The 25953-nt window shown below is 32.7% G+C and carries 16 protein-coding genes and 2 tRNA genes; 13 read left to right on the plus strand and 5 right to left on the minus strand.

Annotated elements, in window-relative coordinates:
- Window positions 1–47: 47 nt before the first annotated feature.
- The 5 genes from KV700_RS07520 to KV700_RS07540 all read left to right on the plus strand — a co-directional run bounded on the left by KV700_RS07520 (window position 48) and on the right by KV700_RS07540 (window position 9261).
- Window positions 48–1337, plus strand: coding sequence for an ammonium transporter (locus KV700_RS07520; protein WP_165733019.1), 1290 nt, complete (start codon window positions 48–50; stop codon window positions 1335–1337).
- A gap of 128 nt (window positions 1338–1465) precedes the next feature.
- A complete protein-coding gene (locus KV700_RS07525) occupies window positions 1466–1816 on the plus strand; it encodes a P-II family nitrogen regulator (RefSeq protein ID WP_166385511.1) in 351 nt (116 codons plus the stop codon).
- A 7-nt stretch (window positions 1817–1823) separates the two neighbouring features.
- A complete protein-coding gene (locus KV700_RS07530; protein ID WP_166385513.1) occupies window positions 1824–3065 on the plus strand; it encodes an ammonium transporter in 1242 nt (413 codons plus the stop codon).
- A 216-nt stretch (window positions 3066–3281) separates the two neighbouring features.
- Window positions 3282–7793 (plus strand): glutamate synthase large subunit, encoded by a 4512-nt coding sequence (gene gltB, locus KV700_RS07535; protein ID WP_166385515.1) that lies wholly within the window; start codon window positions 3282–3284, stop codon window positions 7791–7793.
- A 4-nt stretch (window positions 7794–7797) separates the two neighbouring features.
- On the plus strand, window positions 7798–9261 hold the full coding sequence (locus KV700_RS07540; RefSeq protein WP_166385517.1) for a glutamate synthase subunit beta: 1464 nt from the start codon (window positions 7798–7800) through the stop codon (window positions 9259–9261).
- A 712-nt stretch (window positions 9262–9973) separates the two neighbouring features.
- Here KV700_RS07540 and KV700_RS07545 read toward each other — a convergent pair.
- Window positions 9974–10047: transfer RNA gene (locus KV700_RS07545), tRNA-Asn, on the minus strand.
- A gap of 270 nt (window positions 10048–10317) precedes the next feature.
- Between KV700_RS07545 and KV700_RS07550 the strand changes: the two genes are divergently transcribed.
- On the plus strand, window positions 10318–10668 hold the full coding sequence (locus KV700_RS07550; RefSeq protein WP_218597728.1) for a transposase: 351 nt from the start codon (window positions 10318–10320) through the stop codon (window positions 10666–10668).
- Between the two features lie 127 nt (window positions 10669–10795).
- Entirely contained in the window at window positions 10796–11644 is an 849-nt protein-coding gene (locus KV700_RS07555) for a transposase (RefSeq protein WP_218598260.1), read from the plus strand.
- A gap of 141 nt (window positions 11645–11785) precedes the next feature.
- Here KV700_RS07555 and KV700_RS07560 read toward each other — a convergent pair.
- Window positions 11786–11859 (minus strand) — tRNA-Asn (locus KV700_RS07560).
- A gap of 195 nt (window positions 11860–12054) precedes the next feature.
- On the opposite strand from KV700_RS07560, the gene KV700_RS07565 reads away from it, so the two are divergent.
- From KV700_RS07565 to KV700_RS07590, 6 genes are all read left to right on the plus strand, one after another.
- Window positions 12055–14790 carry a 2-oxoglutarate dehydrogenase E1 component gene (locus KV700_RS07565; protein WP_166385519.1) on the plus strand — a complete coding sequence of 912 codons (2736 nt, stop codon included), beginning with the start codon at window positions 12055–12057 and terminating at the stop codon, window positions 14788–14790.
- 196 nt (window positions 14791–14986) lie between these two features.
- Window positions 14987–16198: a 2-oxoglutarate dehydrogenase complex dihydrolipoyllysine-residue succinyltransferase gene (odhB, locus tag KV700_RS07570; protein WP_218599680.1), complete on the plus strand. Its 1212-nt coding sequence runs from the start codon at window positions 14987–14989 to the stop codon at window positions 16196–16198.
- A 251-nt stretch (window positions 16199–16449) separates the two neighbouring features.
- Window positions 16450–17256 carry an SDR family oxidoreductase gene (locus KV700_RS07575; RefSeq protein WP_218599681.1) on the plus strand — a complete coding sequence of 269 codons (807 nt, stop codon included), beginning with the start codon at window positions 16450–16452 and terminating at the stop codon, window positions 17254–17256.
- Between the two features lie 16 nt (window positions 17257–17272).
- Window positions 17273–18649 carry an aldehyde dehydrogenase gene (locus KV700_RS07580; RefSeq protein ID WP_218599682.1) on the plus strand — a complete coding sequence of 459 codons (1377 nt, stop codon included), beginning with the start codon at window positions 17273–17275 and terminating at the stop codon, window positions 18647–18649.
- 33 nt (window positions 18650–18682) lie between these two features.
- Window positions 18683–19543: an alpha/beta hydrolase gene (locus tag KV700_RS07585; protein ID WP_218599683.1), complete on the plus strand. Its 861-nt coding sequence runs from the start codon at window positions 18683–18685 to the stop codon at window positions 19541–19543.
- A 355-nt stretch (window positions 19544–19898) separates the two neighbouring features.
- On the plus strand, window positions 19899–22301 hold the full coding sequence (locus KV700_RS07590) for a helix-turn-helix domain-containing protein (protein WP_218599684.1): 2403 nt from the start codon (window positions 19899–19901) through the stop codon (window positions 22299–22301).
- 797 nt (window positions 22302–23098) lie between these two features.
- Here the strand turns inward: KV700_RS07590 and KV700_RS07595 are convergent.
- The 3 genes from KV700_RS07595 to recJ all read right to left on the minus strand — a co-directional run bounded on the left by KV700_RS07595 (window position 23099) and on the right by recJ (window position 25942).
- Window positions 23099–23398, minus strand: coding sequence for a GIY-YIG nuclease family protein (locus KV700_RS07595; protein WP_218599685.1), 300 nt, complete (start codon window positions 23396–23398; stop codon window positions 23099–23101).
- Between the two features lie 141 nt (window positions 23399–23539).
- Window positions 23540–23839: a GIY-YIG nuclease family protein gene (locus tag KV700_RS07600; RefSeq protein ID WP_218599686.1), complete on the minus strand. Its 300-nt coding sequence runs from the start codon at window positions 23837–23839 to the stop codon at window positions 23540–23542.
- A gap of 417 nt (window positions 23840–24256) precedes the next feature.
- Window positions 24257–25942: a single-stranded-DNA-specific exonuclease RecJ gene (gene recJ / locus KV700_RS07605; RefSeq protein WP_218599687.1), complete on the minus strand. Its 1686-nt coding sequence runs from the start codon at window positions 25940–25942 to the stop codon at window positions 24257–24259.
- Window positions 25943–25953: the final 11 nt, after the last annotated feature.

A 25953-nucleotide genomic window follows, 5' to 3' on the forward strand; every position in this document is an offset into this window, starting at 1 on the left:
AGACAAAGATCAATATAACAATTCATTCACTAAAACTTTAAACATATATGAGTTTATTTTTAACATTATTTCAAGACACTCCAGTAACAGAAGTTTCAAAAGCTGTTGAACAAATAAATGGAGATATGGGAATGCTTTGGATGCTTATTGCAGGTATCTTGGTTTTCTTAATGCAAGCAGGATTTACATTAGTAGAATCTGGTATGACAAGATCTAAGAATGCAGTTAACATTGCAATGAAAAACTTATTAGATATTTGCGTAGGCTCATTAACGTTTTGGTTAGTTGGATACTCTTTAATGTATGGTGACACCTCTAACGGATGGTTCTTCTGGAGCGGTTTATTTCAAGGTGAAGGAGCAGATTTGTTTTTCCAAACTATGTTTGCTGCAACAACTGCAACCATCGTTTCTGGTGCAATTGCAGGTAGAACAAAATACTCTACATATATTATTTTCTCTATTGTAATGACTGCTGTTATTTATCCAATCTCTGGAGGATGGCAATGGCAAGGTAGTGGATGGTTAACAGAAATGGGCTTCATCGACTTTGCAGGTTCTTCAATTGTACACTCTGTTGGTGGATGGGCTGCTTTAGTTGCCGCTTTTATGGTAGGTCCAAGAATTGGAAAATACGTAGACGGAAAAGTATTACCCATTCCTGGTCATAATCAAATACTAGCAACTTTAGGTGTATTTATCCTTTGGTTTGGATGGTTTGGTTTTAACGGTGGATCTCAACTAGCTTGGGGTGGCGCAGATTCTATAGCTGCATCAAACGTTGTATTAATCACAAACTTATCAGCTGCTGCTGGTGGATTAGGAGCATTAATTACTACTTGGATCTGGTACGGAAAACCTAATTTAGCACAAACTCTTAACGGCGTATTAGCTGGTTTGGTAAGTATTACTGCTGGTTGTGGAAACATGACTGCAGGAGGCGCTGTACTTGCCGGTTTAATTGGAGGTATCATTGTAGTTTTTGCAATTGAAATTATAGAAAAGAAATTAAAAATTGATGACGCTATTGGAGCTGCTTCTGTTCACGGTGTTGCCGGAGCATGGGGTACTTTAGTTATCGGTCTTTGGGGCGTAGATGGAGACACAGCTATTGGATTATTCAATGGTGGTGGCGCTGCTCAATTAGGAGTTCAAGCAACTGGAGTATTAGCGTATGCTGCTTGGGCAATTGGCTTATCATTTATTGTTCTTGGAATCTTAAAAGCAACAATGGGATTACGTGTAAGTAAAGAAGTAGAAATCGAAGGATTAGATGTTCACGAACACGGATCTATCGCATACCCAGGAGTTAGACAAAGAGAGTTTGACGATAAATAAATCATCAAAAAAAAAGTTTAGTTATTATTATTTTTTAAAAATCACATAACTTACCAAAATAAGTTGTGTGATTTTCACACAAAAAAAAACGATAAACTAAATAATAACAAATAACAATTAACTATATCATGAAAAAAATAGAAGCGATTATAAGAAAATCAAAATTCAGCGATGTAAAAGAAGCACTACACGCAGTTGACGTAAATTTCTTCTCTTATTGGGACGTTACTGGTTTAGGCAACGAAAAAGAAGGACACGTATACAGAGGCATCAGCTACAGCACAAGCGATATACAACGTAGACATGTATCTATAGTAGTAAATGATGATTTTGAACAAATAACCATAGACGCATTACTTAAATCTGCTGCCACAGGAGATGTTGGTGATGGTAAAATTTTTGTATCAGACATCACAGAAGTATACAGAATAAGAACCGGAGAAAAAGGTGGTGAAACTTTAAAGAAAAAATCAAAATAAAAAAAACATGGAATTATTAACAATTAACAATGTATGGATGATGATCTGTACAGCACTAGTTTTCTTTATGCATTTAGGTTTTGCATTTTTAGAAATTGGTTTAACGAGACAGAAAAACACACTTAACATACTTTTTAAAAATATATTCATCATAACAACCGGACTTCTACTATACGCACTAGTAGGTTTTAATTTAATGTACCCTGGTTTCGCAGAAGGTTCTTCTGGAATTTTTGGTTTTGCAGGATTTGGATTATCATCTCCATTAACAGCTGAAGGCGCTTTAGACTTAGCTTACAATGAAGGCTACACCTACTGGACAGATTTCTTATTTCAAGGAATGTTTGCTGCTACTGCCGCTACCATAGTTTCTGGTGCAGTTGCAGAAAGAATGAAAATTCTTCCATTTATGATTTTCGCAGTAATCTATGTAGGAATCGTTTACCCAATTGCAGGTTCTTGGAAATGGGGTGGTGGATTTTTAGATCAACTAGCAACACCTTTTTACGATTTTGCAGGATCTACACTAGTACACTCCGTTGGAGGATGGGCTGCCGTTGTAGCTGTATGTTTATTAGGAGCTAGAATAGGAAAATTTAAAAAAGGAAAAATACAAGCAATCCCTGGTCACAACATACCATTAGCAACTGCTGGTGTTTTAATACTTTGGTTAGGATGGTTTGGTTTTAACGGTGGTTCTGTTTTATCTGCAGACCCAGGATTAACATCTTTAACACTTGTAACCACTTGTTTATCTGCTGCTGCAGGAGGAGTTGTTGCGGCTATCGTTTCTACTATAATGTATAAAAATTTAGATTTAACAATGTTCTTAAATGGTATTTTAGGAGGGTTAGTTGGTATTACTGCAGGAGCAGATCAAATGTCTCCTACAGACGCAATTTTAATCGGGGCTATTGCTGGTGTAATTATTGTTTTTGCAGTTAGCTTAATAGATAAATTAAAATTAGATGACCCTGTTGGAGCTATTGCAGTTCACTTAATCTGTGGTATTTGGGGAACTTTAGCTGTTGGTTTATTTGGTAACCTTGCAGGTGTAGATCAATTTATAAGTCAACTAATTGGTGTTGCATCTTATGCAGTATTTTGCTTATCAACTTCATTCATCATCATATACACCCTAAAGAAAACAATGGGTATAAGAGTTAGTGAAAAAGAGGAATTAGAAGGATTAGATGTTCATGAACATGGTATGGATGCATACCCTGATTTTCGCTTAAATGAGCACTAATCAAATCATTAAATGATTATAAAAGTCTGCAAACTTAAAAATTTGCAGACTTTTTTTCTTATTTTATGAATATGATAATAAAAATCCATTAGATTGTCATAAGTAATCTTTTTACACAGTTTTATTGTTTTCATCACAAAAATCACATTAAAACAGCGAGAATACTGAATCCTTTTCAATAAAATACATAGATTTGTATATATAATTGAACACAATATGGAGAAACAAGGATTATACTTACCAGAGTTTGAACACGAAAATTGCGGTGCTGGTTTTATCTGTAATTTGAATGGAGATAAAACAAATCAAATTATACACGATGCCCTAGAAATTCTAGTAAAACTAGAACATAGAGGAGGTGTTAGTGCAGATGGAAAAACGGGAGATGGAGCCGGAATATTAATAGATATACCTCACGATTATTTTAGAAGAGTTTGTAATTTCCCCTTACCCGAACAACGACAATATGCTGTTGGAATGGTATTTCTTCCTAAAGTTAGCAACCAATATAATTTTTGTAAAACCACATTTGAAGAAGAAATAAAACAACAAGGACTTGCCATCTTAGGATGGAGAGAAGTACCTGTAGATTCTTCTCAATTGGGAGAGATTGCTTTAGCTTCAGAACCAAATATTGAGCAATTATTTGTTGGAAAAACAGATGAAATTGACGAAGCTACTTTTAAAGCTAAGCTATATGCTGCTAGAAAAATAGCAGAACATACCATCAGAAAATCTAAAATTTCTGAAAGTAAATATTTCTACATTCCAAGTTTATCACTTACCACTATCATCTATAAAGGTATTATTATGCCAGAAGATATTGGACCTTATTATAAAGATTTACAAGAAATAGATTTAGTAACACGTTTGGCACTTGTACACCAACGTTTCTCTACCAATACAATGCCAACTTGGGAGCTTGCGCAACCATTTAGACACATGTGTCAGAATGGAGAAATTAACACTTTACGTGGTAACGTAAGTAGAATGCGTGTACGTGAAGAAATCATGAAAAGTGATGTCTTTGGGCCACAAATAGACAAATTATTTCCAATTATTTTACCAGGAAAATCAGATTCTGCTTCTATGGATATGGTGGTTGAGTTATTAACTCATACCGGTCGTTCATTACCAGAAATTATGATGATGATGATTCCTGAAGCCTGGGAAAAACACGCAACAATGTCTAAAGAGCGTAAATCTTTTTACGAATACAATGGTTGTATTATGGAGCCTTGGGATGGACCTGCTTCTGTACCTTTTACAGATGGAGATTACATTGGAGCCTTATTAGACAGAAATGGTTTAAGACCCTCTAGATACACAGTTACCAAAAGTGGTAGTTTAATTATGTCATCAGAAATTGGTGTTGTAGATGTTGCGCCAGAAGACATTAAAGAACACGGAAGGTTAGAGCCAGGAAAAATGTTCTTAGTAGACATGAACGAAGGAAGAATCATTGAGGATGAAGAAATAAAAAGTAAAATTGTTTCTGAAAGACCTTATCAAGAATGGTTAGATAAATCTCGTTTACACTTAAAAGATGTTCCTTATAAAGGTGAAACTTGCCCAATTGAAACAATTGACATAAAAACGCGTCAACGTTTATTTAATTACACTTTTGAAGATATTCAAGAAGTAATTACACCAATGGCAATAGTAGGTAAAGAAGCTTTAGGATCTATGGGAATTGATACTCCTTTAGCAGTTTTATCAGACAGACCTCAATTAATATCAAACTACTTTAAACAATTATTCGCACAAGTTACAAACCCTCCTTTAGATGGTATTCGTGAAGAAATTGTAACTGACATTAGTTTAAATTTAGGAAAAGACAGAAATATTTTCAGCATTACAGACAGACAATGTAGAAAATTAAGAATTCAAAATCCGGTAATTTCAAATGCCGATTTAGAAAAAATAAGAAATATAGATATTGAAAGTTTCAAAGCAAAAACTATTGAAATTTTATATCCAAAAGCACAAGGACTAAACGGACTTGAAAATGCATTAGACGCAATTGTTATTCAGGTTGAAAAAGCAATTGAAAACAAGAACAACATCATTATATTATCAGACCGTGGTGTAAACCAAGAGTTTGCTCCTATTCCTGCTTTATTAGCATGTTCTTTTGTTAATCATCAATTAAACCGTTTACGTAAGCGTTCTTTTTTCGATATAATTATCGAATCTGCAGAACCACGTGAACCACATCATTTTGCTACTTTATTTGGTTATGGCGCAAGTGCCGTAAACCCATATATGGTAAATGAAATTATTAGAACGCAAGTTAAAGAAGGTTTCATTACCGGTATGGACGAGCAAAAAGCGGTTGATAATTTCAACAAAGCAATTGGTAAAGGAATCTTAAAAGTGATGAACAAAATAGGAATCTCTACATTACATTCTTATAGAGGTTCTCAAATTTTCGAAATTGTAGGATTCAATTCTCAATTTGTAGAAAAATATTTCCCATACACCGCTTCAAGAATAGAAGGTATTGGGTTGTATGAAATTGAAAAAGAAATAGATCAACGTTACAAACAAGCATACCCAGACAATCAAATTGACAAAAACTTAGGTTTAAATGTTGGTGGAGATTACAGATGGAGAAGAAACGGAGAGCGTCATTTATTTAACCCAACTACGGTAGCAAAACTACAACAAGCGGTAAGATTAAGTGACCAAGCTAGTTATGATGTTTACGCGAAAGCTATTAACGATCAGGCAGAAAGCCTAATGACAATTCGTGGTTTGTTTCAGTTTGATAACTTAGATCCAATTCCTTTAGAAGAAGTAGAGCCTTGGACAGAAATTGTAAAACGTTTTAAAACGGGTGCAATGTCTTATGGATCTATCTCTAGAGAAGCACACGAAAATTTAGCTATTGCCATGAACAGAATTGGAGGTAAATCTAATTCAGGTGAAGGTGGAGAAGACAGAAAACGTTTTCAAAAAGATATCAATGGAGATAGCAGAAACTCTGCTATTAAACAAGTAGCATCTGGTCGTTTTGGGGTAACTTCTCATTATTTAACAAATGCGAAAGAGATTCAAATAAAAATGGCTCAAGGAGCAAAACCTGGTGAAGGTGGTCAATTACCTGGAACAAAAGTATATCCTTGGATTGCTGCTGTCCGTAACTCCACTCCATTTGTAGGTTTAATTTCACCTCCTCCACATCACGATATTTATTCAATCGAAGATTTAGCACAATTAATCTACGATTTAAAAAATGCCAATCGTGAAGCAAGAATTAATGTAAAATTAGTTTCTGAAGTTGGTGTTGGTACAATTGCTGCTGGTGTTGCAAAAGCAAAAGCAGATGTTGTTTTAATTTCTGGTTATGATGGTGGAACAGGAGCTTCTCCTTTAACATCATTAAAACACGCAGGTTTACCATGGGAACTTGGTTTAGCAGAAGCACAGCAAACTTTAGTAATGAATAGCTTACGAAGTAGAATTGTTGTAGAATGTGATGGTCAATTAAAAACAGGTAGAGATGTTGCAATTGCTGCATTATTAGGTGCTGAAGAATTTGGTTTCGCAACCGCTCCTTTAGTAGCTTCTGGCTGTATCATGATGCGTAAATGTCATTTAAATACATGTCCGGTTGGTATTGCAACTCAAGATAAAGAGTTACGTAAAAACTTTAAAGGAACACCAGAACACGTAATTAATTTCTTCTTTTACATTGCAGAAGAATTAAGAGCAATTATGGCACAACTTGGTTTTAGAACACTAGACGAAATGGTTGGTCAAACACATAAAATCAATGCAAATCATGCTATTAAGCATTACAAAGCAAAAGGTTTAGATTTATCTAGCATCTTACATAGACCAACTGGTTATAAAGGGATGATTGTTAAAAATACAGAAAGCCAAGACCATAACTTAGAAGAAGTTTTAGACTTTACTATATTAAAAGATTCTCACAGAGCTTTATATAGAAAAGAAAAAATGAACTTAGCGTATCCAATAAAAAATACAAATAGAACTGTTGGTGCAATTGTAAGTAATGAAATTTCAAAAATTTACGGACATTTAGGATTACCTGAAGACACATTAAATATCAACTTTACAGGTTCTGCAGGTCAAAGTTTTGGAGCATTTGGAGCACATGGATTAACATTTATATTAGATGGTAACACCAATGATTATTTAGGTAAAGGATTATCTGGAGCAAAATTAATTGTTAAGAAACCAGCAAAAGCAGACTTTTTAGCAGAAAACAATATCATTGTTGGTAATGTTTGTATGTTTGGAGCAGTAGCAGGTGAAGCTTATATAAACGGAATTGCAGGAGAACGCTTTGCAGTTCGTAATTCTGGTGCAACTGCGGTTGTAGAAGGTGTTGGAGATCATTGTTGTGAATACATGACAGGTGGTAAAGTAGTGGTTCTTGGTAAAACAGGTAGAAACTTTGCTGCAGGTATGAGTGGTGGTATTGCCTACGTATACGACCCAGAAAACAAGTTTGTAAACGGACTTTGTAATACTGAAGGTATAGAATTCGAAGAAATCTCTAATGAAGTTGCAGATGACTTAAAAGCAACTATAGAGAAACACGTTTTATACACGGATAGTAATAGAGGTGCTACATTATTAGCAGATTGGAATACAAGTTTAAAAAACTTTGTAAAAGTGATGCCAACTGAATATAAGAAAGCATTAATACGTTTAGAAACAGAAGAACCAATGTTCGAAGAATTAACAAAAGCATAATGTCATGGGAAAAATAACAGGATTTAAAGAATTTGAAAGACAGGATGAAACATACACCTCTGTAAAAGATCGTGTAAAAAATTATAAAGAATTTACCGTTCCTCTTTCTGAAGACGAAATAACAAAACAAGGATCACGTTGTATGGATTGTGGTATTCCTTTTTGCCATAGTGGTTGTCCATTAGGAAATCTAATTCCAGATTTTAATCACATGGTACACCAAGGCGAATGGAAAAAAGCTTCATGGATACTACATTCTACAAACAATTTTCCAGAATTTACAGGTCGCTTATGCCCTGCTCCATGTGAACAATCATGTGTATTAGGTATTATAGAAGACCCAGTTTCTATAGAAAATATTGAAAAAAACATTGTAGAACGTGCATTTAAAGAAGGATGGATTAAACCTCAACCTCCAAAAAATAGAACAGGAAAAACAATTGCAATTGTTGGCTCTGGACCAGCAGGCTTAGCAACAGCTCAACAATTAAACAGAGCTGGTCATACCGTTACTGTTTTTGAAAGAGACGATGAGGTTGGTGGATTACTACGTTACGGTATTCCAAACTTTAAATTAGAAAAAGGAATTATTGATAGAAGAGTTGCTATTTTAGAAGCAGAAGGAATTATATTTAAAACAAACATTAATGTTGGTGTTAATTATGATGTAAAAGACCTAAAAGCTTTTGATAGTATTGTACTATGTGGAGGATCTACAGAAAGACGTAGCCTACCAACACCAGGTATTGATGCCGATGGTGTTGTACAAGCAATGGACTTCTTAACACAACAAACTAAAGTTGTATTAGGTAAAGAAGTAAAAGATCAAATAAAAGCTACTGGCAAAGACGTAATTGTTATTGGTGGTGGAGATACAGGTTCAGATTGTATTGGTACATCAAATAGACACGGAGCAAAATCTGTAGTTAACTTTGAAATTATGCCAAAACCTCCAGGACACCGTTCACCAACTACTCCTTGGCCTTTTTGGCCTTTACAATTAAAAACTTCATCATCTCACAAAGAAGGTGCAGATCGTAATTGGTTAATCAACACTAAGGAATTTGTTAAAGATGCAGACGGAAAATTAACTGCATTAAAAACAGTTAATGTAGAATGGAAAATGGTTCCAGGTCAAAGACCTCAATTAATAGAAATTGCAGGTACAGAAAAAACTTGGCCTTGTGACTTAGCTTTATTAGCCTTAGGATTTACAGGTCCAGAAAGCACATTAGCTGACAAATTAGGTCTAGAAAAAGATGGACGTTCTAATTACAAAGCGGAATACGGAAAATATCAAACAAACGTAAAAAACATTTTTACTGCTGGAGATATGCGTCGTGGACAATCTTTAATTGTTTGGGCAATTTCTGAAGGAAGAGAAGCAGCAAGACAAGTAGATTTATTTTTAATGGGTAAAACAGAATTACCTTCTAAAGATACTACTGGAGATTTAGTTGCTATGTAAACTACAATACGAGTAATTCTATTTTTTTTCAGAATAGTATCGAAAACATATCAAAACTCATCAATTTAATTATTGATGAGTTTTTTATTTTAAAACAGCAACAATATTTTGGGCGTGTCCATTTTTCAAGAAACTATTTAGAACAACAAACATTTTGCGTTAAAAATGGTCAGGCTATCCACTACAAGTCCTCGTTCGTACCTCACTATGGGCTTTTCTTTTCTATCCTTCACGCAGTGATCATTCTAAAAATTGAAGTCAATAAAAGCTATTATTAATATAAATTACACCAATTAACAGTTCACTTATGCTTTTTCAACACCTTTTTCAAATTTCCCAAAACTATCTGTAGGATTCAACCATTTGTTTTTAGTTGTTATATAATTTTTTAGTCCTCACTCTCTACTTCCACTTCTATTTTAAGGGTATTTTTTAACGCTATATTCTTTTTTCCCCACAGTATCTTGTATGTTACAATTAACAGCTCATTAACTTGATCTTCATCAATATCATATTTTTTTGATTTTACAAGAACCTTTTTTAAAACGACAACACACAAAAGAGCAAAAAACTATAAAACAAAAAAACTACCACCTTAAAATATATTAATTAAAAAAAAAACACAATAAGCTATTTTACTGCGACTTACAAATTAAAAGTTAAATTATAAGCATAAAAAAAAGTCTTATCAATAAAGATAAGACTTTTTTTGCTCCCTCTCAAGGACTCGAACCTTGGACCCTCTGATTAACAGTCAGATGCTCTAACCAACTGAGCTAAGAAGGAGTTTGCGACACATAAACGTGTTTTGCGAGTGCAAATATAAATCTTTTTATTACATCCACAAGTGTTTCTTCATTTTTTTTCACTCTAAAAAGAAAGTTTTTAAAATACTGTTTAAACTAGTTGAAAAACATCTATTTCTTCCACTTATACTTCCCTAATATTTAAGCATAGTTCTAAAATTCTTCAACTTTTAAGATTGCTTTGGATCAACACAAAAAGTTGTGGAGTAAAATAAAAAGGAAGAACTTTGACTTTTAAATTACTTCTATTTTGGATACTTCAATTGAGCTTATTAAATTATTACTACCAGAAATACTTGTTAACTATTTTAAACTTACCAAACACGAAGTTAAAAATGAAGAACTCCATTTCTATTTCACTGAGTTAAACACAATTCCTGAAGAATTTAAAACACTTAAATTAAGCTCTAAAGGATTTTTTCCAGAAGCCACTATTCAAGATTTTCCTATTCGAGGTAAAAACGTTTTTCTACATGTTATTAGAAGGCGTTGGATTGATGATAATTCTAAAAAATTAGTGATAAGAGATTGGCAGTTAGTAGCAAAAGGCACTAGAATTACTAGTGAATTTGCTGCTTTTTTAAAACAAATCAGTCTGTAATAATGCTACAAGTACATCTGTTGTAGCAACCTTTTACGGAGTAAGCCCTAGAAACTTACAGAGACAATACAAAGATTATTTAAGTGATTTTAAGCAATAGAACCAAAAACCACATGCTGAACAATGGTTGCTTTTTCCTGAAAATACTGGAAGCTATCTTTCCATAGATGAAACAGCATTTTCTAATGGAGATTTATATACTATCGTGACTAATAAAAATGCGAATGGAAAAAAAGGTGCTTTACTGGCCATGATTAAAGGCACTAAAGCAGAAGATGTTATTAGAATCCTTAATAAAATCTCTTTAAAACAACGAAAAAAAGTAAAAGAAGTAACCTTAGACATGGCAGCAAACATGGGGTTAATCGTTAAAAAATCATTTCCAAAAGCAGTACTAGTTATAGATCGATTTCATGTGCAAAAATTAGCTTTAGATGCTTTGCAAGAAATTAGAATTAAACATCGTTGGGAAGCAATAGATAAAGATAACGACGCCATAGAAAATGCTAGAAACAACTCCTTAAAATATGTTCCTAAACTACTACCAAATGGAGATACTCTAAAACAATTATTAGCTAGAAGTAGATACCTATTGTATAAATCTAGTAACAAATGGACTAACTCCCAACAAGAAAGAGCTGAAATACTTTTTAAAACTTATCCAGATATAGAAAAGGCATACAATTTATGTCAAAACTTATCCTGGATTTACAATCAAACAAAAGATAAAACCGTTGCCTTAACTAGACTTGCTAAATGGGATGAAAATGTAAGACAAGCGAAGTTTAAAAGCTTTAATACCATTGCTAGAACAATGTCTATACATTATCAGAATATACTCAACTATTTTGACAATAGAAGTACAAATGCTTCTGCAGAATCGTTTAATGCTAAAATAAAAGCATTTAGAGCACAATTTAGAGGTGTTAGAAACATCAAATTTTTCCTTTTTAGACTCTCAAATATTTATGCCTAATTTCTAAATCCCACAACTTTTGGACTTGATCCATTGCTTTTAACTTTAGTCTTACCCCCAAGCTAATCCTCAATCACTAAAAAAATCAAAAAAAATTTAGAACAAAAAAAAAGTCTTATCAATAAAGATAAGACTTTTTTGCTCCCTCTCAAGGACTCGAACCTTGGACCCTCTGATTAACAGTCAGATGCTCTAACCAACTGAGCTAAGAAGGAGTTTGCGACACATAAATGTGTTTTGCGAGTGCAAATATACATCCTTTTTTAACTTCACCAAACAATTTTAAAAAAAAGATTAAAATAATACAAAAAAAAGTATTTTGTATTATTATCAATAAATAATACGGGTTTACTACAAAATTTGTATTTTTGATTCTGCATTACATACTTTAAAAAAGTAGAAACTATAATATGGATAAATTTTCGTTTTTAAACGCAGCACACACAGGCTTTATAGCTGATTTATATGATAAGTATTTGATAAACCCAGATGCCGTAGAACCAAGCTGGAGAAGCTTTTTTCAGGGATATGATTTAGCAAATGAGAATTATTCTTTAAAAGATGAAGAAGAAGTTTCATCAGAAATACCTCAAGAAGTTCGTAAAGAGTTCTTTGTTGTAGATTTAATTAATGGGTATAGAACACGTGGTCATTTATTTACAAAAACAAACCCAGTTAGAGATAGAAGACAATATTACCCAACTTTAGATCTTGAAAACTTTGGTCTTTCCGAAATCGATTTAGACAAAGAATTTTCGGCAGGTGAGCTTTTAGGCTTAGGAAAAGCAACACTTTCTGAAATTATAAAAAACTTACAACGTATTTACTGCGATTCTATTGGTGTAGAATACATGTACATGCGTAACCCAGAAAAATTAAAATGGTGGCATGAACGTTTTAATAAAAACGACAACCACCCTAACTACTCTACAGAAGCTAAAAAATATATTTTAGGAAAATTAAATCAAGCAGTAACCTTTGAAAGTTTTTTACAAACTAAATACGTTGGTCAAAAACGATTTTCTTTAGAGGGTGGAGAAACTTTAATACCTGGTATTAGTGTTCTTTTAAGAGATGCTGCAGAAATATACGGAGTTAAAGAATGTGTTTTAGGAATGGCTCATAGAGGGCGTTTAAACACTTTGGTTAATATCTTTAAAAAACCTGTAAGAGATTTATTTAGTGAATTTGAAGGTAAAGATTTTGAAGATGAAGATATTGATGGAGATGTAAAATACCATTTAGGGTTAACGTTAAGTAAAACCTACAGAGATGGTAATGAAATTAAAATGAATTTAGTTCCAAATCCATCTCATTTAGAAACTGTAGCTGCAGTAACAGAAGGAATTACTAGAGCTAAAATAGACAGAAAATACGATGGTGATTCTAGTAAGATATTACCAATTATAATTCATGGAGATGCTGCAATTGCAGGCCAAGGTATTGCGTATGAGGTTACTCAAATGGCAAAATTAAATGGTTATAAAACAGGTGGTACAATTCACATTGTTGTAAATAATCAAATTGGTTTTACAACTAATTATTTAGACGCACGTTCTAGTACGTACTGTACAGATGTTGCAAAAGTAACTTTATCGCCAGTATTACACGTAAATGCAGACGATACAGAAGCTGTTTGTCATGCAATGGAAATGGCGTTAGAGTTTAGAATGAAGTTTAAACAAGATATTTTTATCGATTTATTAGGCTATAGAAAATATGGCCATAATGAAGGTGATGAACCTCGTTTTACACAACCAACCTTATACAAAGCAATCTCAAAACATAAAAATCCAAAAGATATTTATGCTGCACAATTAATTGCAGAAGGAGCTATAGATAATTCATATTTAAAAGAAATTACTTCAGAGTTCAAACAAATGCTTGAAAGAGAATTTGATGAAGCTAAAAAAGTAGAAAAATCTATTGTTAGAGAGTTTATGCAATCTACTTGGGAAGGTTTTGAACGCCAAGATTTAGATGCAATGTTACTTACAGATGATACAAAGTATTCTGAAGTAAAATTAAAAGAAATTGCAAAAGTAGTTTCTACAGTACCAGAAGGAGCAAATTTTGTTAGAAAAGCAGAACGTATATTAGCAGGAAGAGCAAAAATGGCTTTTGAAACCAATAATTTAGATTGGGGAATGGCAGAAACGTTAGCTTACGGTTCTTTAATGGAAGAAGGATATAACATTCGTATTTCTGGACAAGATGTAGAAAGAGGAACGTTTTCTCACAGACATGCTATCTTGCGTGATGAAGTTACAGAAGAACGCATCAACTTACTAAACACAAACCCAAATAATAAAGGACAAATGACGATTTACAATTCGTTATTGTCTGAATACGGTGTACTTGGTTTTGATTATGGTTACGCCATGGCAAACCCAAATACATTAACAATTTGGGAAGCGCAGTTTGGAGATTTCTCTAACGGTGCACAAATTATGTTTGACCAATATATTTCTGCGGCAGAAGATAAATGGAAATTACAAAACGGAATTGTAGTCTTATTACCTCACGGTTATGAAGGACAAGGTTCTGAGCATTCATCTGCTAGAATAGAACGTTATTTACAATTATGTGCCATAGATAATATGACGGTTGCAAATTGTACAACACCTTCTAACTTTTATCATTTATTGCGTAGACAAATGAAACGTACGTATAGAAAACCTTTAATTGTATTTACACCTAAAAGTTTATTACGTCATCCAAAAGCAGTTAATACGATTCAAGATTTAGCTACTAGTGAATTTCAAGAAGTTATAGATGATACACTAGCACCTAAAAAAGTTAAGAAAATAGTTTTCTGTATGGGTAAATTCTATTATGATTTATTGGAAGAAAGAGAAAACTTAGAAAGAGACGATATTGCACTAGTAAGAATTGAGCAATTATTCCCTTTACATTTAGAGAAAATACAGAAAGTAATAGACAGATATCCTAATGTGGAAGAATATATATGGGCACAAGAAGAACCAAGAAACATGGGAGCTTGGAGTTATATGTTAGAACGTTTTGAGTTGGTAAAATTAACAGTTCGTTCTCGTAAATACTATGCAGTACCTGCAGCTGGTTCTAGTACAAGATTTAAAAAACGTCATAAAGCTGTTATAGACAGTGTTTTTGATACTGAGTAAGTTGCGTTAAGGATTGAAATGACATCCTTTTTTGCTGTCAGTTCGAGTAAATTTGCTCTTTTGCAAATTTGTATCGAGAACAGAAGTAAAAAAGATATAATGGAAAGCCTGTTAAAACGCCCAAATAGTTAAAAGAAAATATAAAATAATTAAATAGAGTACCTTATTAATTTTGGTATTAATAAATTAAGAAAGCATGAGTGTTTTAGAAATGAAAGTTCCTTCTCCAGGAGAATCAATTACAGAAGTAGAAATTGCAACTTGGTTAGTAGAAGATGGTGATTATGTAGAAAAAGATCAACCAATTGCAGAAGTAGATTCTGACAAAGCAACCTTAGAATTGCCTGCTGAAGAAAGTGGAATTATCACTTTAAAAGCAGAAGAGGGTGACGCTGTTGCCGTTGGTGCAGTTGTTTGTTTAATTGACACTAGCGCTGCTAAACCAGATGGTGATGCACCTGCTAAAACAGAAACGCCAAAAGAAGAAAAGAAAGTTGAAGTAAAAGAAGCGCCAAAAGCAGCTACTTACGCAACTGGAACAGCTTCTCCGGCAGCTAAAAAAGTATTAGCTGAAAAAGGAATTGCTCCTTCTGCTGTAAAAGGTAGTGGAAAAGATGGAAGAATTACCAAAGACGATGCTGTAAAAGCAGTACCATCTATGGGAACACAACCAGCAAGTGGTTCTAGAGGAACAGAGCGTAAAAAAATGTCTATGTTACGTAGAAAAGTTGCAGAGCGTTTGGTAGCTGTAAAAAGCGAAACGGCTATGTTAACTACTTTTAACGAAGTAAACATGCAACCAATTTTTGATCTACGTACAGAATATAAAGAAGCTTTTAAAGCGAAACACGGAGTAGGATTAGGCTTTATGTCTTTCTTTACATTAGCAGTGGTTAGAGCTTTAAAATTATTTCCAGATGTAAACTCTATGATTGATGGAGATTACCAAATTAAAAATGATTTTCAAGATATTTCTATTGCAGTTTCTGGACCAAAAGGTTTAATGGTTCCTGTAATTAGAAATGCAGAAAACTTATCTTTTAGAGGTGTAGAATCTGAAGTAAAACGTTTAGCAATTAGAGCAAGAGACGGACAAATAACTATAGATGAAATGACTGGTGGAACATTTACAATCACTAACGGTGGTGTATTTGGTTCTATGTTGTCTACGCCTATTTTAAACCCTCCACAAAGTGGAATTTTAGGAATGCACAACATTGTAAACAGACCAATGGCAGTAAATGGCGGAATTGTAATTCAGCCAATTATGTATGTTGCTTTATCTTACGATCACAGAATTGTAGATGGTAGAGAATCTGTTGGTTTCTTAGTTGCTGTTAAAGAGGCTTTAGAAAACCCAATGGAATTATTGATGGACAACAATCCAGCAAAAGCATTAGAAATGTAGTCAAACATTTTGACTTATAAATATTAAAATCCTGAGCATTTGCTTGGGATTTTTTGTTTGTAGCTATTTCCTGCTTTCCACTATATCTTTTTGCCAAAAAGGCAAAAAGGATGGAGTTTCAATCAGGGCTAGACTTGTTTGTTCATTTATTCCTTTTCCTAAATTTAATTTTATGTTTAGACTTTTATCTTTTCATTAGTTTCTAAGCTGTCAAAAAGATAACTTAGCTAAATTCTGATAATTTTAAATACATGAAACAAATAAAAGGTAAAACAGCACTAATAACCGGCGGAGCATCTGGTATTGGTAAAATAATGGTTCGTTTACTATTAGAACGCGGAGCCAAAGTGATTATTTGGGATATCAACAATTCTAAAATTCATGAAACTATTTTAGAATTCGCTAACAAAGGTGATCTTGTTGGTCATGTAGTTGATGTTTCTGATATCAATCAAATTAAAGAAACTGCTAAAAAAGTAATACAAGAAACTGGCACCGTAGATATTCTTATAAATAATGCAGGCATTGTTGCTGGTAAGTTTTTTCATGAACACACGACAAAGGATATAGTAAAAACAATGGAAATTAATGCCAATGCGCCAATGTTTATAACTAGGGAGTTTTTAGAAGGGATGTTAGATCAAAATTCTGGACACATCTGTAATATTGCTTCTTCCGGAGGCTTAATTTCTAACCCTAAAATGTCTGTATACGCAGCAAGTAAATGGTCTTTAATTGGATGGTCTGATAGTTTACGTTTAGAGATGAAACAATTAAAAAAGAGTATTCATGTAACTACCATAATGCCTTACTATATAAATACAGGAATGTTTGACGGCGTACAATCTAAAATACCAATTCTAGATCCTGAGGCAGCTTCCCTTACCATTATTAAAGCAATAGAGAATAATAAACGAATGGTAACCATTCCAGGCTACATATATAGACTTACAAGAATAGGACAAGGTTTTATGTCTCTTAACATGTTCGATTGGTTTGCCGGCACCGTATTAGGTATTTATAAAACTATGGAACATTTTACAGGTCGCAAAAAGTAATTAAACACACATTCTAATGACAGAAACATCAAAAGATATTATTCTTAAAAATATAGCAGCACATAAAACATTTTTTTCTACACATAAAACAAAAGATATTGGCTTTCGATTAACGCAATTAAAAACGTTAAAAAAAGCCATTCTTCAATATCAACAAAAAATTGAAGCTGCTTTATGGCAAGATTTACACAAATCGCCAGAAGAAGCATATTTAACAGAAATAAGTCTTGTTATTGGTGAAATTGACAACCATGTTAAACATTTAAAAAAATGGGCAGCTCCTAAAAGAGTTGCCTCACCACTTCATTTAAAACCAGCCTCTAGTAAAATTATGTATGAGCCTTTGGGTACAGCATTAATTGTTGCTCCTTGGAACTATCCTTTTCAACTGCTTATAAACACTTTAGTTGGAGCAATTTCGGCTGGTTGTTGTAGTGTATTAAAACCATCTCCAGACACACCAACAGTTGCTAAGGTTATGGACGATATGATTGCAGAAAACTTTGACTCTAATTATATAAGTGTCGTGCATGGCGGTAGAGAAACCAATACCTTATTATTTGCACAACGTTTCGATATTATTTTCTTTACAGGAAGTCCTAAAGTTGGTAAAGTAGTTATGAAAGCTGCCGCAGAAAATCTAACACCAGTTGTTTTAGAATTAGGCGGTAAAAGTCCGTGTATAGTAGATGCCGATGCCAATATAGACATTGCCGCTAAACGAATTATTTGGGGAAAATTAATTAATGCAGGACAAACATGTATTGCGCCAGATTACCTTTTTGCACACGAATCTATTAAAGACGAATTACTAAATAAAATTGCCAAAAACATCAAATTGATGTATGGTGATGATATTAAACAAAGTCGTTTTTATCCGCGCATTGTAAATGACGATGCAGTAATGCGTTTGAGTGGCTTATTAAACGAAGGAACGATACATACAGGTGGAGAAATCGATATGAAAGAAAAATTTATTGCTCCTACTATTATAGATAATGTTCAGCCAGATTTTAAAATCATGCAAGCAGAAATATTCGGACCAATATTGCCTGTAATGAGTTTTAGTCATATTAATGAAACTATAGATTACATCAATAAAAATGAAAAACCTTTGGCTTTCTATTATTTTGGAAAAAACAAAAATGCAAAAGATATTTTAGCCAAAACCTCATCTGGTGGCGCTTGTATTAATGATACGTTAATGCACGTAAGCAACCACAATTTACCATTTGGCGGTGTAGGAAATAGCGGATTAGGAAACTATCACGGACAAAACAGTTTTTTTGCTTTTAGCCATAAAAGAGCCGTTGTTACCAACCCAACTTGGATAGATTTACCTTTAAAATATATCCCTTTTAAATATTTTAATATTATTAAAAAACTTCTTTAAAATTGCTTAAAGCATAATAAAATTTAAAAAGGAATGAACAAATTAATAGCATCAATTCGTAAACCTATTTATTTTAAAAGACTAGCTGTAGTTTTATGTATCTTTTTATTATCTAGCTGTGCGTCTAAAAAAATAAGCGATATAACTTATGTAAAAGATTCAAAAGCATTAGTAACTTCTTTTCCTCAATTAGATATATACAAGACTCGAAAGTCTAAAGACAACCCCGTTGTAATTTTTATTCATGGTGGTTATTGGAATGAAGGTAAAAAAGGAATCTACGGATTTTTAGGTAGAAATTTCGCCAAAAAAGGTGTGGTAACTGTTATTCCTAACTATACGTTAAGCCCTAATGGTAATTACGATACGATGGCAAAAGAAGTTACTGCAGCCATAAAATGGACTTATGAAAACATCGAAAAGTACAACGGAAACCCTGAACAAATATTTTTAATGGGCCATTCTGCAGGCGGACATTTAATTGCGTTGGTAGGAACGAATCCTAAATATTTAAACAATAAAGAGATGGTTAAAGGAATCATTTTAAATGATGCTGCAGGGCTAGATATGTATTCTTTTTTAAAGAAATACCCACCAACTAAAGAACATAATTATGATGTAACTTGGACAAGCAAAGAAGAAAATTGGAAAGATGCTTCACCCATTTATTTTGTATCAGAAAAAACACCACCTATATTTATGATAACCGGAACAAAAACATTTCCATCAATTATTTCTCAAAATAAAGAATTTGTAGAAAAGTTACATACATTTCAACCAAGCGTTCACATCAATTTTCAAGAAAAGAAACACATACCAATGATGAGCCAATTCTTTTGGCCATGGAATAAGAATTACAAAGAGATACTTAAATTTATAGATATTAATAAATAGCGTTTCTCCTACTACTTATTTATAATAAAACCCTGAGCTTTTGCTTGGTTTTTTTTATTTGAAGCCATTTCCTGCTTTCGCTACTCGCTTTCTTTTCCTTCCTCAAAAAAGAGCTCAAACAAATAGCTTTTCTTGAGCTTGACGAAAGGCTTAATCAGCGCTAAACTTGTTTGCTGGCTATTCTCACAACTAGATCCTAACAACCTAAAATAAACAGCATTAAAGTGTATCACTATAATGGCGAAAAAGGTAAACAATAGTATTCTTTAAAAATTGGTTAAATTACATGTTAAATCAAGAATAATTATTTTATTATTTATAATAATGTTTATTTACCTTGCACCAAAAAGTAAAAATGTCAAAAAATCCTGAATTAGAACTTGCTCTACAATTTATTGATAAAACAGATAGAAATATTTTTGTTACAGGAAAAGCAGGTACAGGAAAAACTACTTTTTTACATCAAATTAAAAAGGAATCTTTAAAAAGAATGGTTATTGTAGCACCAACGGGTGTTGCAGCAATTAACGCAAAAGGAGTAACAATTCATTCTTTTTTTCAAATGCCGTTTGGTCCTATTTTACCAGATCAGATTGCAAATACAAACCAGCAACGTAAGTTTTCTAAAACGAAGATTGATATTATAAAATCGTTAGATTTAATAATTATTGATGAAATTTCTATGGTTCGTGCCGATTTGTTAGACGGAATAGACCAAGTGATGCGTCGTTATAAAAACCGAAATAAAGTTTTTGGTGGTGCACAGGTTTTAATGATTGGAGATTTACAACAATTAGCGCCAGTAGTTAGGCCAAATGAATGGAGTTTGTTGCAGCAGCATTACAATACTGTTTACTTTTTTAGTTCTAAAGCGTATCAAGAAGCAGATGTTGTTTCCATAGAATTGAAACATATTTATCGTCAGAAAAATGAAGATTTCATTACCATTTTAAATGAAATTAGAACCGATACCTTATCAGAAAAATCTGCTGAAATTTTAAATAGAAATTACGATCCCACCTTCTCTCCTACCAAAGATGATGGTTATATTACCTTAACAACTCATAATAATAGAGCCAATTTAATTAACAGTTCAGAATTAAATAAACTCAATACCAAAAGTTACTTTTTTAAAGCTGATGTTTCTGGTAAATTCAATGATAATGCTTTTCCGAATGATGAAAAGTTAGAATTGAAAATGGGAGCACAAGTAATGTTTATCAAAAATGACTCCTCTCCAGATAAGAGATATTACAACGGAAAAATAGGAATTATAACAGATATTTCGCTACAAAATGTAACAGTACAGTGTCCCAATGAAATTGATGAGATTGTTACAGAAAGAGAAACTTGGGACAATGTAAATTATTCCATTAATGAAGAAACTAAAGAGATTAAAGAAGACGTAATTGGTTCTTTTTCTCAAATTCCCTTGCGATTGGCTTGGGCAATTACCATTCATAAAAGTCAGGGTTTAACCTTTGAAAAAGCCATTATAGATGCAGAAGCTTCTTTTGCCCACGGACAAACGTATGTTGCCTTAAGTAGATGTACTTCTTTAGAAGGTTTGGTTTTAAAAACACCAATTACCAGCAGTGCAATTATTAATGACAGAACCGTTAGTGTTTTTAATGAAAGTGTAGAAGAAAATCACCCAGATGAACGTGTTTTAAACGAATCTGAAAGACATTTTCAACTGAATTTAATTTCTGAGTTATTCGATTATCAACCATTTTTATACCCAATATCTAGATTAATTGATATTTTTTATAAAAATCATACAAGTATAAAAGGAGATGTTATAGATCATTTACAAACTATAAAAGATGATGGTGTTGTAGCTTTAATGAAAGTTTCTAACGGATTTAAAAATCAGTTAGCACAAATTTGTGAAGACAATATCTTACCAGAAAATAGTTCTCAAATTCAAGAACGTTTTACAAAAGCAGTAGATTATTTTGTAACACAAACAAAAGGTAATATTCTAAAACCTTTAAATGCCATTCAATTTTCTACAGACAATAAAACAGTAAAAAGTGATTTTACCAAACAGTTTGACAGCTTACAAGAAAAGCTATTAGAAAAACTGTTTGCGCTTCAAAAAATAAACAATGGTTTTAAAGTAAGAGACTATTTAAAAGTAAGAGCAAATGCTGTTTTACAAAAATCATCACCGGTTAAAAAGAAAACAGTAGCCTCTAAACGCGACCCAATTTTAGCGTTAAAACTACGCCAGCTAAGAGATGATATTTCTAAAGATTTAGGAATTCCGCATTTTCAAATATTTACACAAGAAGCTTTATACGCCATGTGTGATGACTTACCTAGAACAGAAAAAGCATTGTTAAGCACTGTTGGAATGGGGAAAACTCGCGTAACCAAATATGGTGAGCAAATTTTAGAAGTCATTGAAGATTATTGTAAAAAAAACGGAATCAATAAATTAAACGAGCAAAAGAAAGAAGATAAAAAACCTACCAAACAAATTACTTTTGAGTTGTTTAAATCTGGGCTTTCAATTAAAGAAATCGTTAAAGAAAGAAGCTTAACTACCGGAACTATAGAAAGTCATTTAGCGAGTTATATTCCTTCTGGAGATGTTGATATTTTAGAATTAATAGACACTAAAAAGTATAAGCAAATAGTAAATGCTATAGAAGATACAGAATTTAAAAGCTTAACAGACCTAAAAGAAAAAGTAGATAAATCATTCACTTTTATGGAGTTAAGAATGGTTTTAATGTCAATGGAAAATTAATTTTAATTATTTTAAAATAAAGTGTAAGTTTTAATAAAAAGGATCGTCTTAATGATTATGGTAAGATACTTTCTTATCATTTTCTTTTTCATAGCAATTTTCCCACTTCTAATTTAGGAGTGGGTTTTTTATTGAAATAAATATTTAGAAATTTAGAATGTCATTCTGAAATGAGGCTTTTTGCCGATTGAGGAATCTAAATAATAATTGTAGAAATTCTAGATTCCTCATCGTTCCTGCGTCTCTCTGTCGGAATGACATTGGAACTACAAAATAACCTTAAAACTCAAAATGTCATTCCGAAATGAGGCCTTTTGGCGATTGAGGAATCTAAATTATAAATACGAAAATTCTAGATTCCTCATCGTTCCTGCGTCTCTCTGTCGGAATGACATTGGAACTACAAAATAACCTTAAAACTCAAAATGTCATTCCGAAATGAGGCCTTTTGGCGATTGAGGAATCTAAATTATAAATACGAAAATTCTAGATTCCTCGTCGCTCCTAAGTCTCTCTGTCGGAATGACAATTGGAACGATAAATTAAACTTAAAAACTAAACATGTCATTCCGAAATGAGTATTTCACGATTGAGGAATCTAAAACTATAATTATAAAAACCCAGATTCCTCGTCGCTCCTAAGTCTCTATCGGAATGACAATTGGAACGATAAATTAAACTTAAAAACTAAACATGTCATTCCGAAATGAGTATTTCACGATTGAGGAATCTAAATACAATTGCAGAACCTTTAGATTCCTCGTCGTTCCTGCGTCTCTCTGTCGGAATGACATTCATTATAAAACATCATTATTTAAAAAATCCCAATTCGGATTAAAATCTGAGATAATTTTATCTTTCTTTTCTCTCCTTAAACCTTTTAACTGTTTCTCACGTAAAATAGCCAAGTTGATATCCTCAAAAGTTTCATAATACAGTAAATAATAACAATTGTATTTTCCTGCAAATGATTTCTTTGCATTCTGACTATCAAAATAATGTTGAGAAATTCTTTTTTGAATGTTGTTTGTAACTCCTATATATAAAACTGTTTTCTTTTCGTTTGTAATTATATAAATAAAGTATTGTTTAAACATTCTTAAATATAACCAAATATATTAAAAACTCAAAATGTCATTCCGAAATGAGGCCTTTTGCCGATTGAGGAATCTAAATTACAATTACGAAAATTCAAGATTCCTCGTCGTTCCTGCGTCTATCTGTCGGAATGACATTCATTATAAAACATCATTATTTAAAAAATCCCAATTCGGATTAAAATCTGAGATAATTTCATCTTTCTTTTCTCTTCTTAAACCTTTTAACTGTTTCTCACGTAAAATAGCCAAGTTGATATCCTCAAAAGTTTCATAATACAGTAAATAATAACAATTGTATTTTCCTGCAAATGATTTCTTTGCATTCTGACTATCAAAATAATGTTGGGAAATTCTTTTTTGAATATTGTTTGTAACTCCTATATATAAAACTGTTTTCTTTTCGTTTGTAATTATATAAATAAAGTATTGTTTAAACATTCTTAAATATAATCAATTATATTAAAAACTCAGAATGTCATTCCGAAATGAGGCCTTTTGCCGATTGAGGAATCTAAATTATAATTACGAAACCTCTAGATTCCACGTCGTTCCTACGTCTCTCTGTCGGAATGACATTTGTAACGATAAATTAAACTTAAAAACTCAAAATGTCATTCCGAAATGAGGCCTTTTGCCGATTGAGGAATCTAAATTACAATTACGAAAATTCTAGATTCCTCGTCGCTCCTGCGTCTTTCTATCCGAATGACAATTGTAACGATAAATTAAACTTAAAACTCAACATGTCATTCTGAAATAAGGCCTTTTTGCCGATTGAGGAATCTAAATTATAAATACGAAAATTCTAGATTCCTCGTCGTTCCTGCGTCTCTCTGTCGGAATGACAATTGCTATCTATCTTAAATCTTTCAATAATAATTGTATCGATTTATTCCCATTCCAATCATTTTCATCTAAGCCATATACGATATCAAAATCGTTTTGCACAAACTCCATTTTATCACCTAAACCAAAACCAATGGAATTAAAAGTTCTTTTATTATCCCCCTGAAAAACATTTAGTTTTAAATGCGTTTTATCTGCACCAACTTGTTTTCCGTAACCATTATCTCTTACACAACTTGTTTTAAAAGTCGGTCGCATATTCATAGGACCAAACGGTGCCATTTGCTGAATAATTCTAAAAAACTTAGGTGTAATTTCTAACAAATCTATTTCTGCATCTATAGAAATCTCAGGAGTTAACAACTCTTTATCAATTGTAGCTTTTACAACTTCTTCAAATTTATTTTTGAAGTTCTCGTAGTTTTCAGGTGCTAAAGTTAAACCTGCGGCATATTTATGTCCGCCAAATTGTTCTATAAACTCTTCACAAGCATGCAATGCATTATAAACATCAAAACCTTTTACAGAGCGTGCAGAAGCCGCTAATTTATCGCCACTTTTGGTAAAAACTAAGGTAGGTCTATAATATTTTTCAATTAAACGAGAAGCAACAATACCAATAACTCCTTTATGCCAATCTTGTTGAAAAACCACAGAAGTAAAACGATCTTCCTCTTCATTGTCAATAATCTGAATTAAAGCTTGGTCTGTAATTTTCTTATCTAAATCTTTTCTATCTGCATTAAAAATTTCTATGGCAGCAGCAAACTCCACCGCCGAGTCAAAATCCATTTCTGTTAATAATTCTACCGCATAATTACCATGCTTCATTCTACCAGCTGCATTTATTCTTGGTGCAATGGTAAAAACAACATCGGTAATTGTTAATTCAGACTTTTTAGTTTGATGAATAATTGCCTTAATTCCGTTTCTTGGACTTTGGTTAATTACTTGTAAACCATGATACGCCAAAACTCTATTTTCGCCATTCATAGGTACAATATCTGCAGCAATTGCTGTAGCAACCAAATCTAAATACGGAACAAAATCTTCTATCGTTTGACCTCTAGAGCTTCCCAGAGCTTGAATTAACTTAAACCCAACTCCACAACCACAAAGCTCATCAAACGGATAAAAACAATCTTCTCTTTTTGCATTTAGAACGGCAACTGCCTTCGGTATTTCATCTCCCGGTTTATGGTGATCGCAAATAATAAAATCGACATTTTTCTCTGTAGCATACGCAACCTTGTCAATAGCTTTTATTCCGCAATCTAAGGCAATAATTAAAGAGAAATCATTGTCATGCGCAAAATCTATTCCCATATAAGAAACGCCATAACCTTCTGCATACCTATCTGGAATATAAGTTGCAATATTTGGATAAATCGTTTTTAAATAAGACGCAACCAAAGAAACAGCTGTTGTTCCATCTACATCATAATCACCAAAAACAAGAATATTTTCATTGTTAGCAATTGCCGTTTCAATTCTAGCAACTGCCAAATCCATATCTTTCATTAAAAAAGGATCGTGAATTTCATCTAAACTAGGGCGAAAATAATTTTTAGCTTCCTCAAATGTTTCGATACCTCTTTGACAAAGAATTGCTGCTATGGTTTTATCTACCTGAAGCTCTTTTGCTAATTTTTCTATTTTTTCCCTATCTGCTTTTGGTTTTAACGTCCATCTCATAGCTGGTTTAT

Origin of the sequence: Polaribacter sp. NJDZ03, from assembly GCF_019263805.1 — a bacterium.
GTDB lineage: Bacteria > Bacteroidota > Bacteroidia > Flavobacteriales > Flavobacteriaceae > Polaribacter.

Coding starts and splice junctions, on each gene's coding strand:
- KV700_RS07520 (WP_165733019.1), top strand. CDS start 48: ATGAGTTTATTTTTAACATTATTTCAAGACACTCCAGTAACAGAAGTT.
- KV700_RS07525 (WP_166385511.1), top strand. CDS start 1,466: ATGAAAAAAATAGAAGCGATTATAAGAAAATCAAAATTCAGCGATGTA.
- KV700_RS07530 (WP_166385513.1), top strand. CDS start 1,824: ATGGAATTATTAACAATTAACAATGTATGGATGATGATCTGTACAGCA.
- gltB (WP_166385515.1), top strand. CDS start 3,282: ATGGAGAAACAAGGATTATACTTACCAGAGTTTGAACACGAAAATTGC.
- KV700_RS07540 (WP_166385517.1), top strand. CDS start 7,798: ATGGGAAAAATAACAGGATTTAAAGAATTTGAAAGACAGGATGAAACA.
- KV700_RS07565 (WP_166385519.1), top strand. CDS start 12,055: ATGGATAAATTTTCGTTTTTAAACGCAGCACACACAGGCTTTATAGCT.
- odhB (WP_218599680.1), top strand. CDS start 14,987: ATGAGTGTTTTAGAAATGAAAGTTCCTTCTCCAGGAGAATCAATTACA.
- KV700_RS07575 (WP_218599681.1), top strand. CDS start 16,450: ATGAAACAAATAAAAGGTAAAACAGCACTAATAACCGGCGGAGCATCT.
- KV700_RS07580 (WP_218599682.1), top strand. CDS start 17,273: ATGACAGAAACATCAAAAGATATTATTCTTAAAAATATAGCAGCACAT.
- KV700_RS07585 (WP_218599683.1), top strand. CDS start 18,683: ATGAACAAATTAATAGCATCAATTCGTAAACCTATTTATTTTAAAAGA.
- KV700_RS07590 (WP_218599684.1), top strand. CDS start 19,899: ATGTCAAAAAATCCTGAATTAGAACTTGCTCTACAATTTATTGATAAA.
- KV700_RS07595 (WP_218599685.1), bottom strand. CDS start 23,398: ATGTTTAAACAATACTTTATTTATATAATTACAAACGAAAAGAAAACA.
- KV700_RS07600 (WP_218599686.1), bottom strand. CDS start 23,839: ATGTTTAAACAATACTTTATTTATATAATTACAAACGAAAAGAAAACA.
- recJ (WP_218599687.1), bottom strand. CDS start 25,942: ATGAGATGGACGTTAAAACCAAAAGCAGATAGGGAAAAAATAGAAAAA.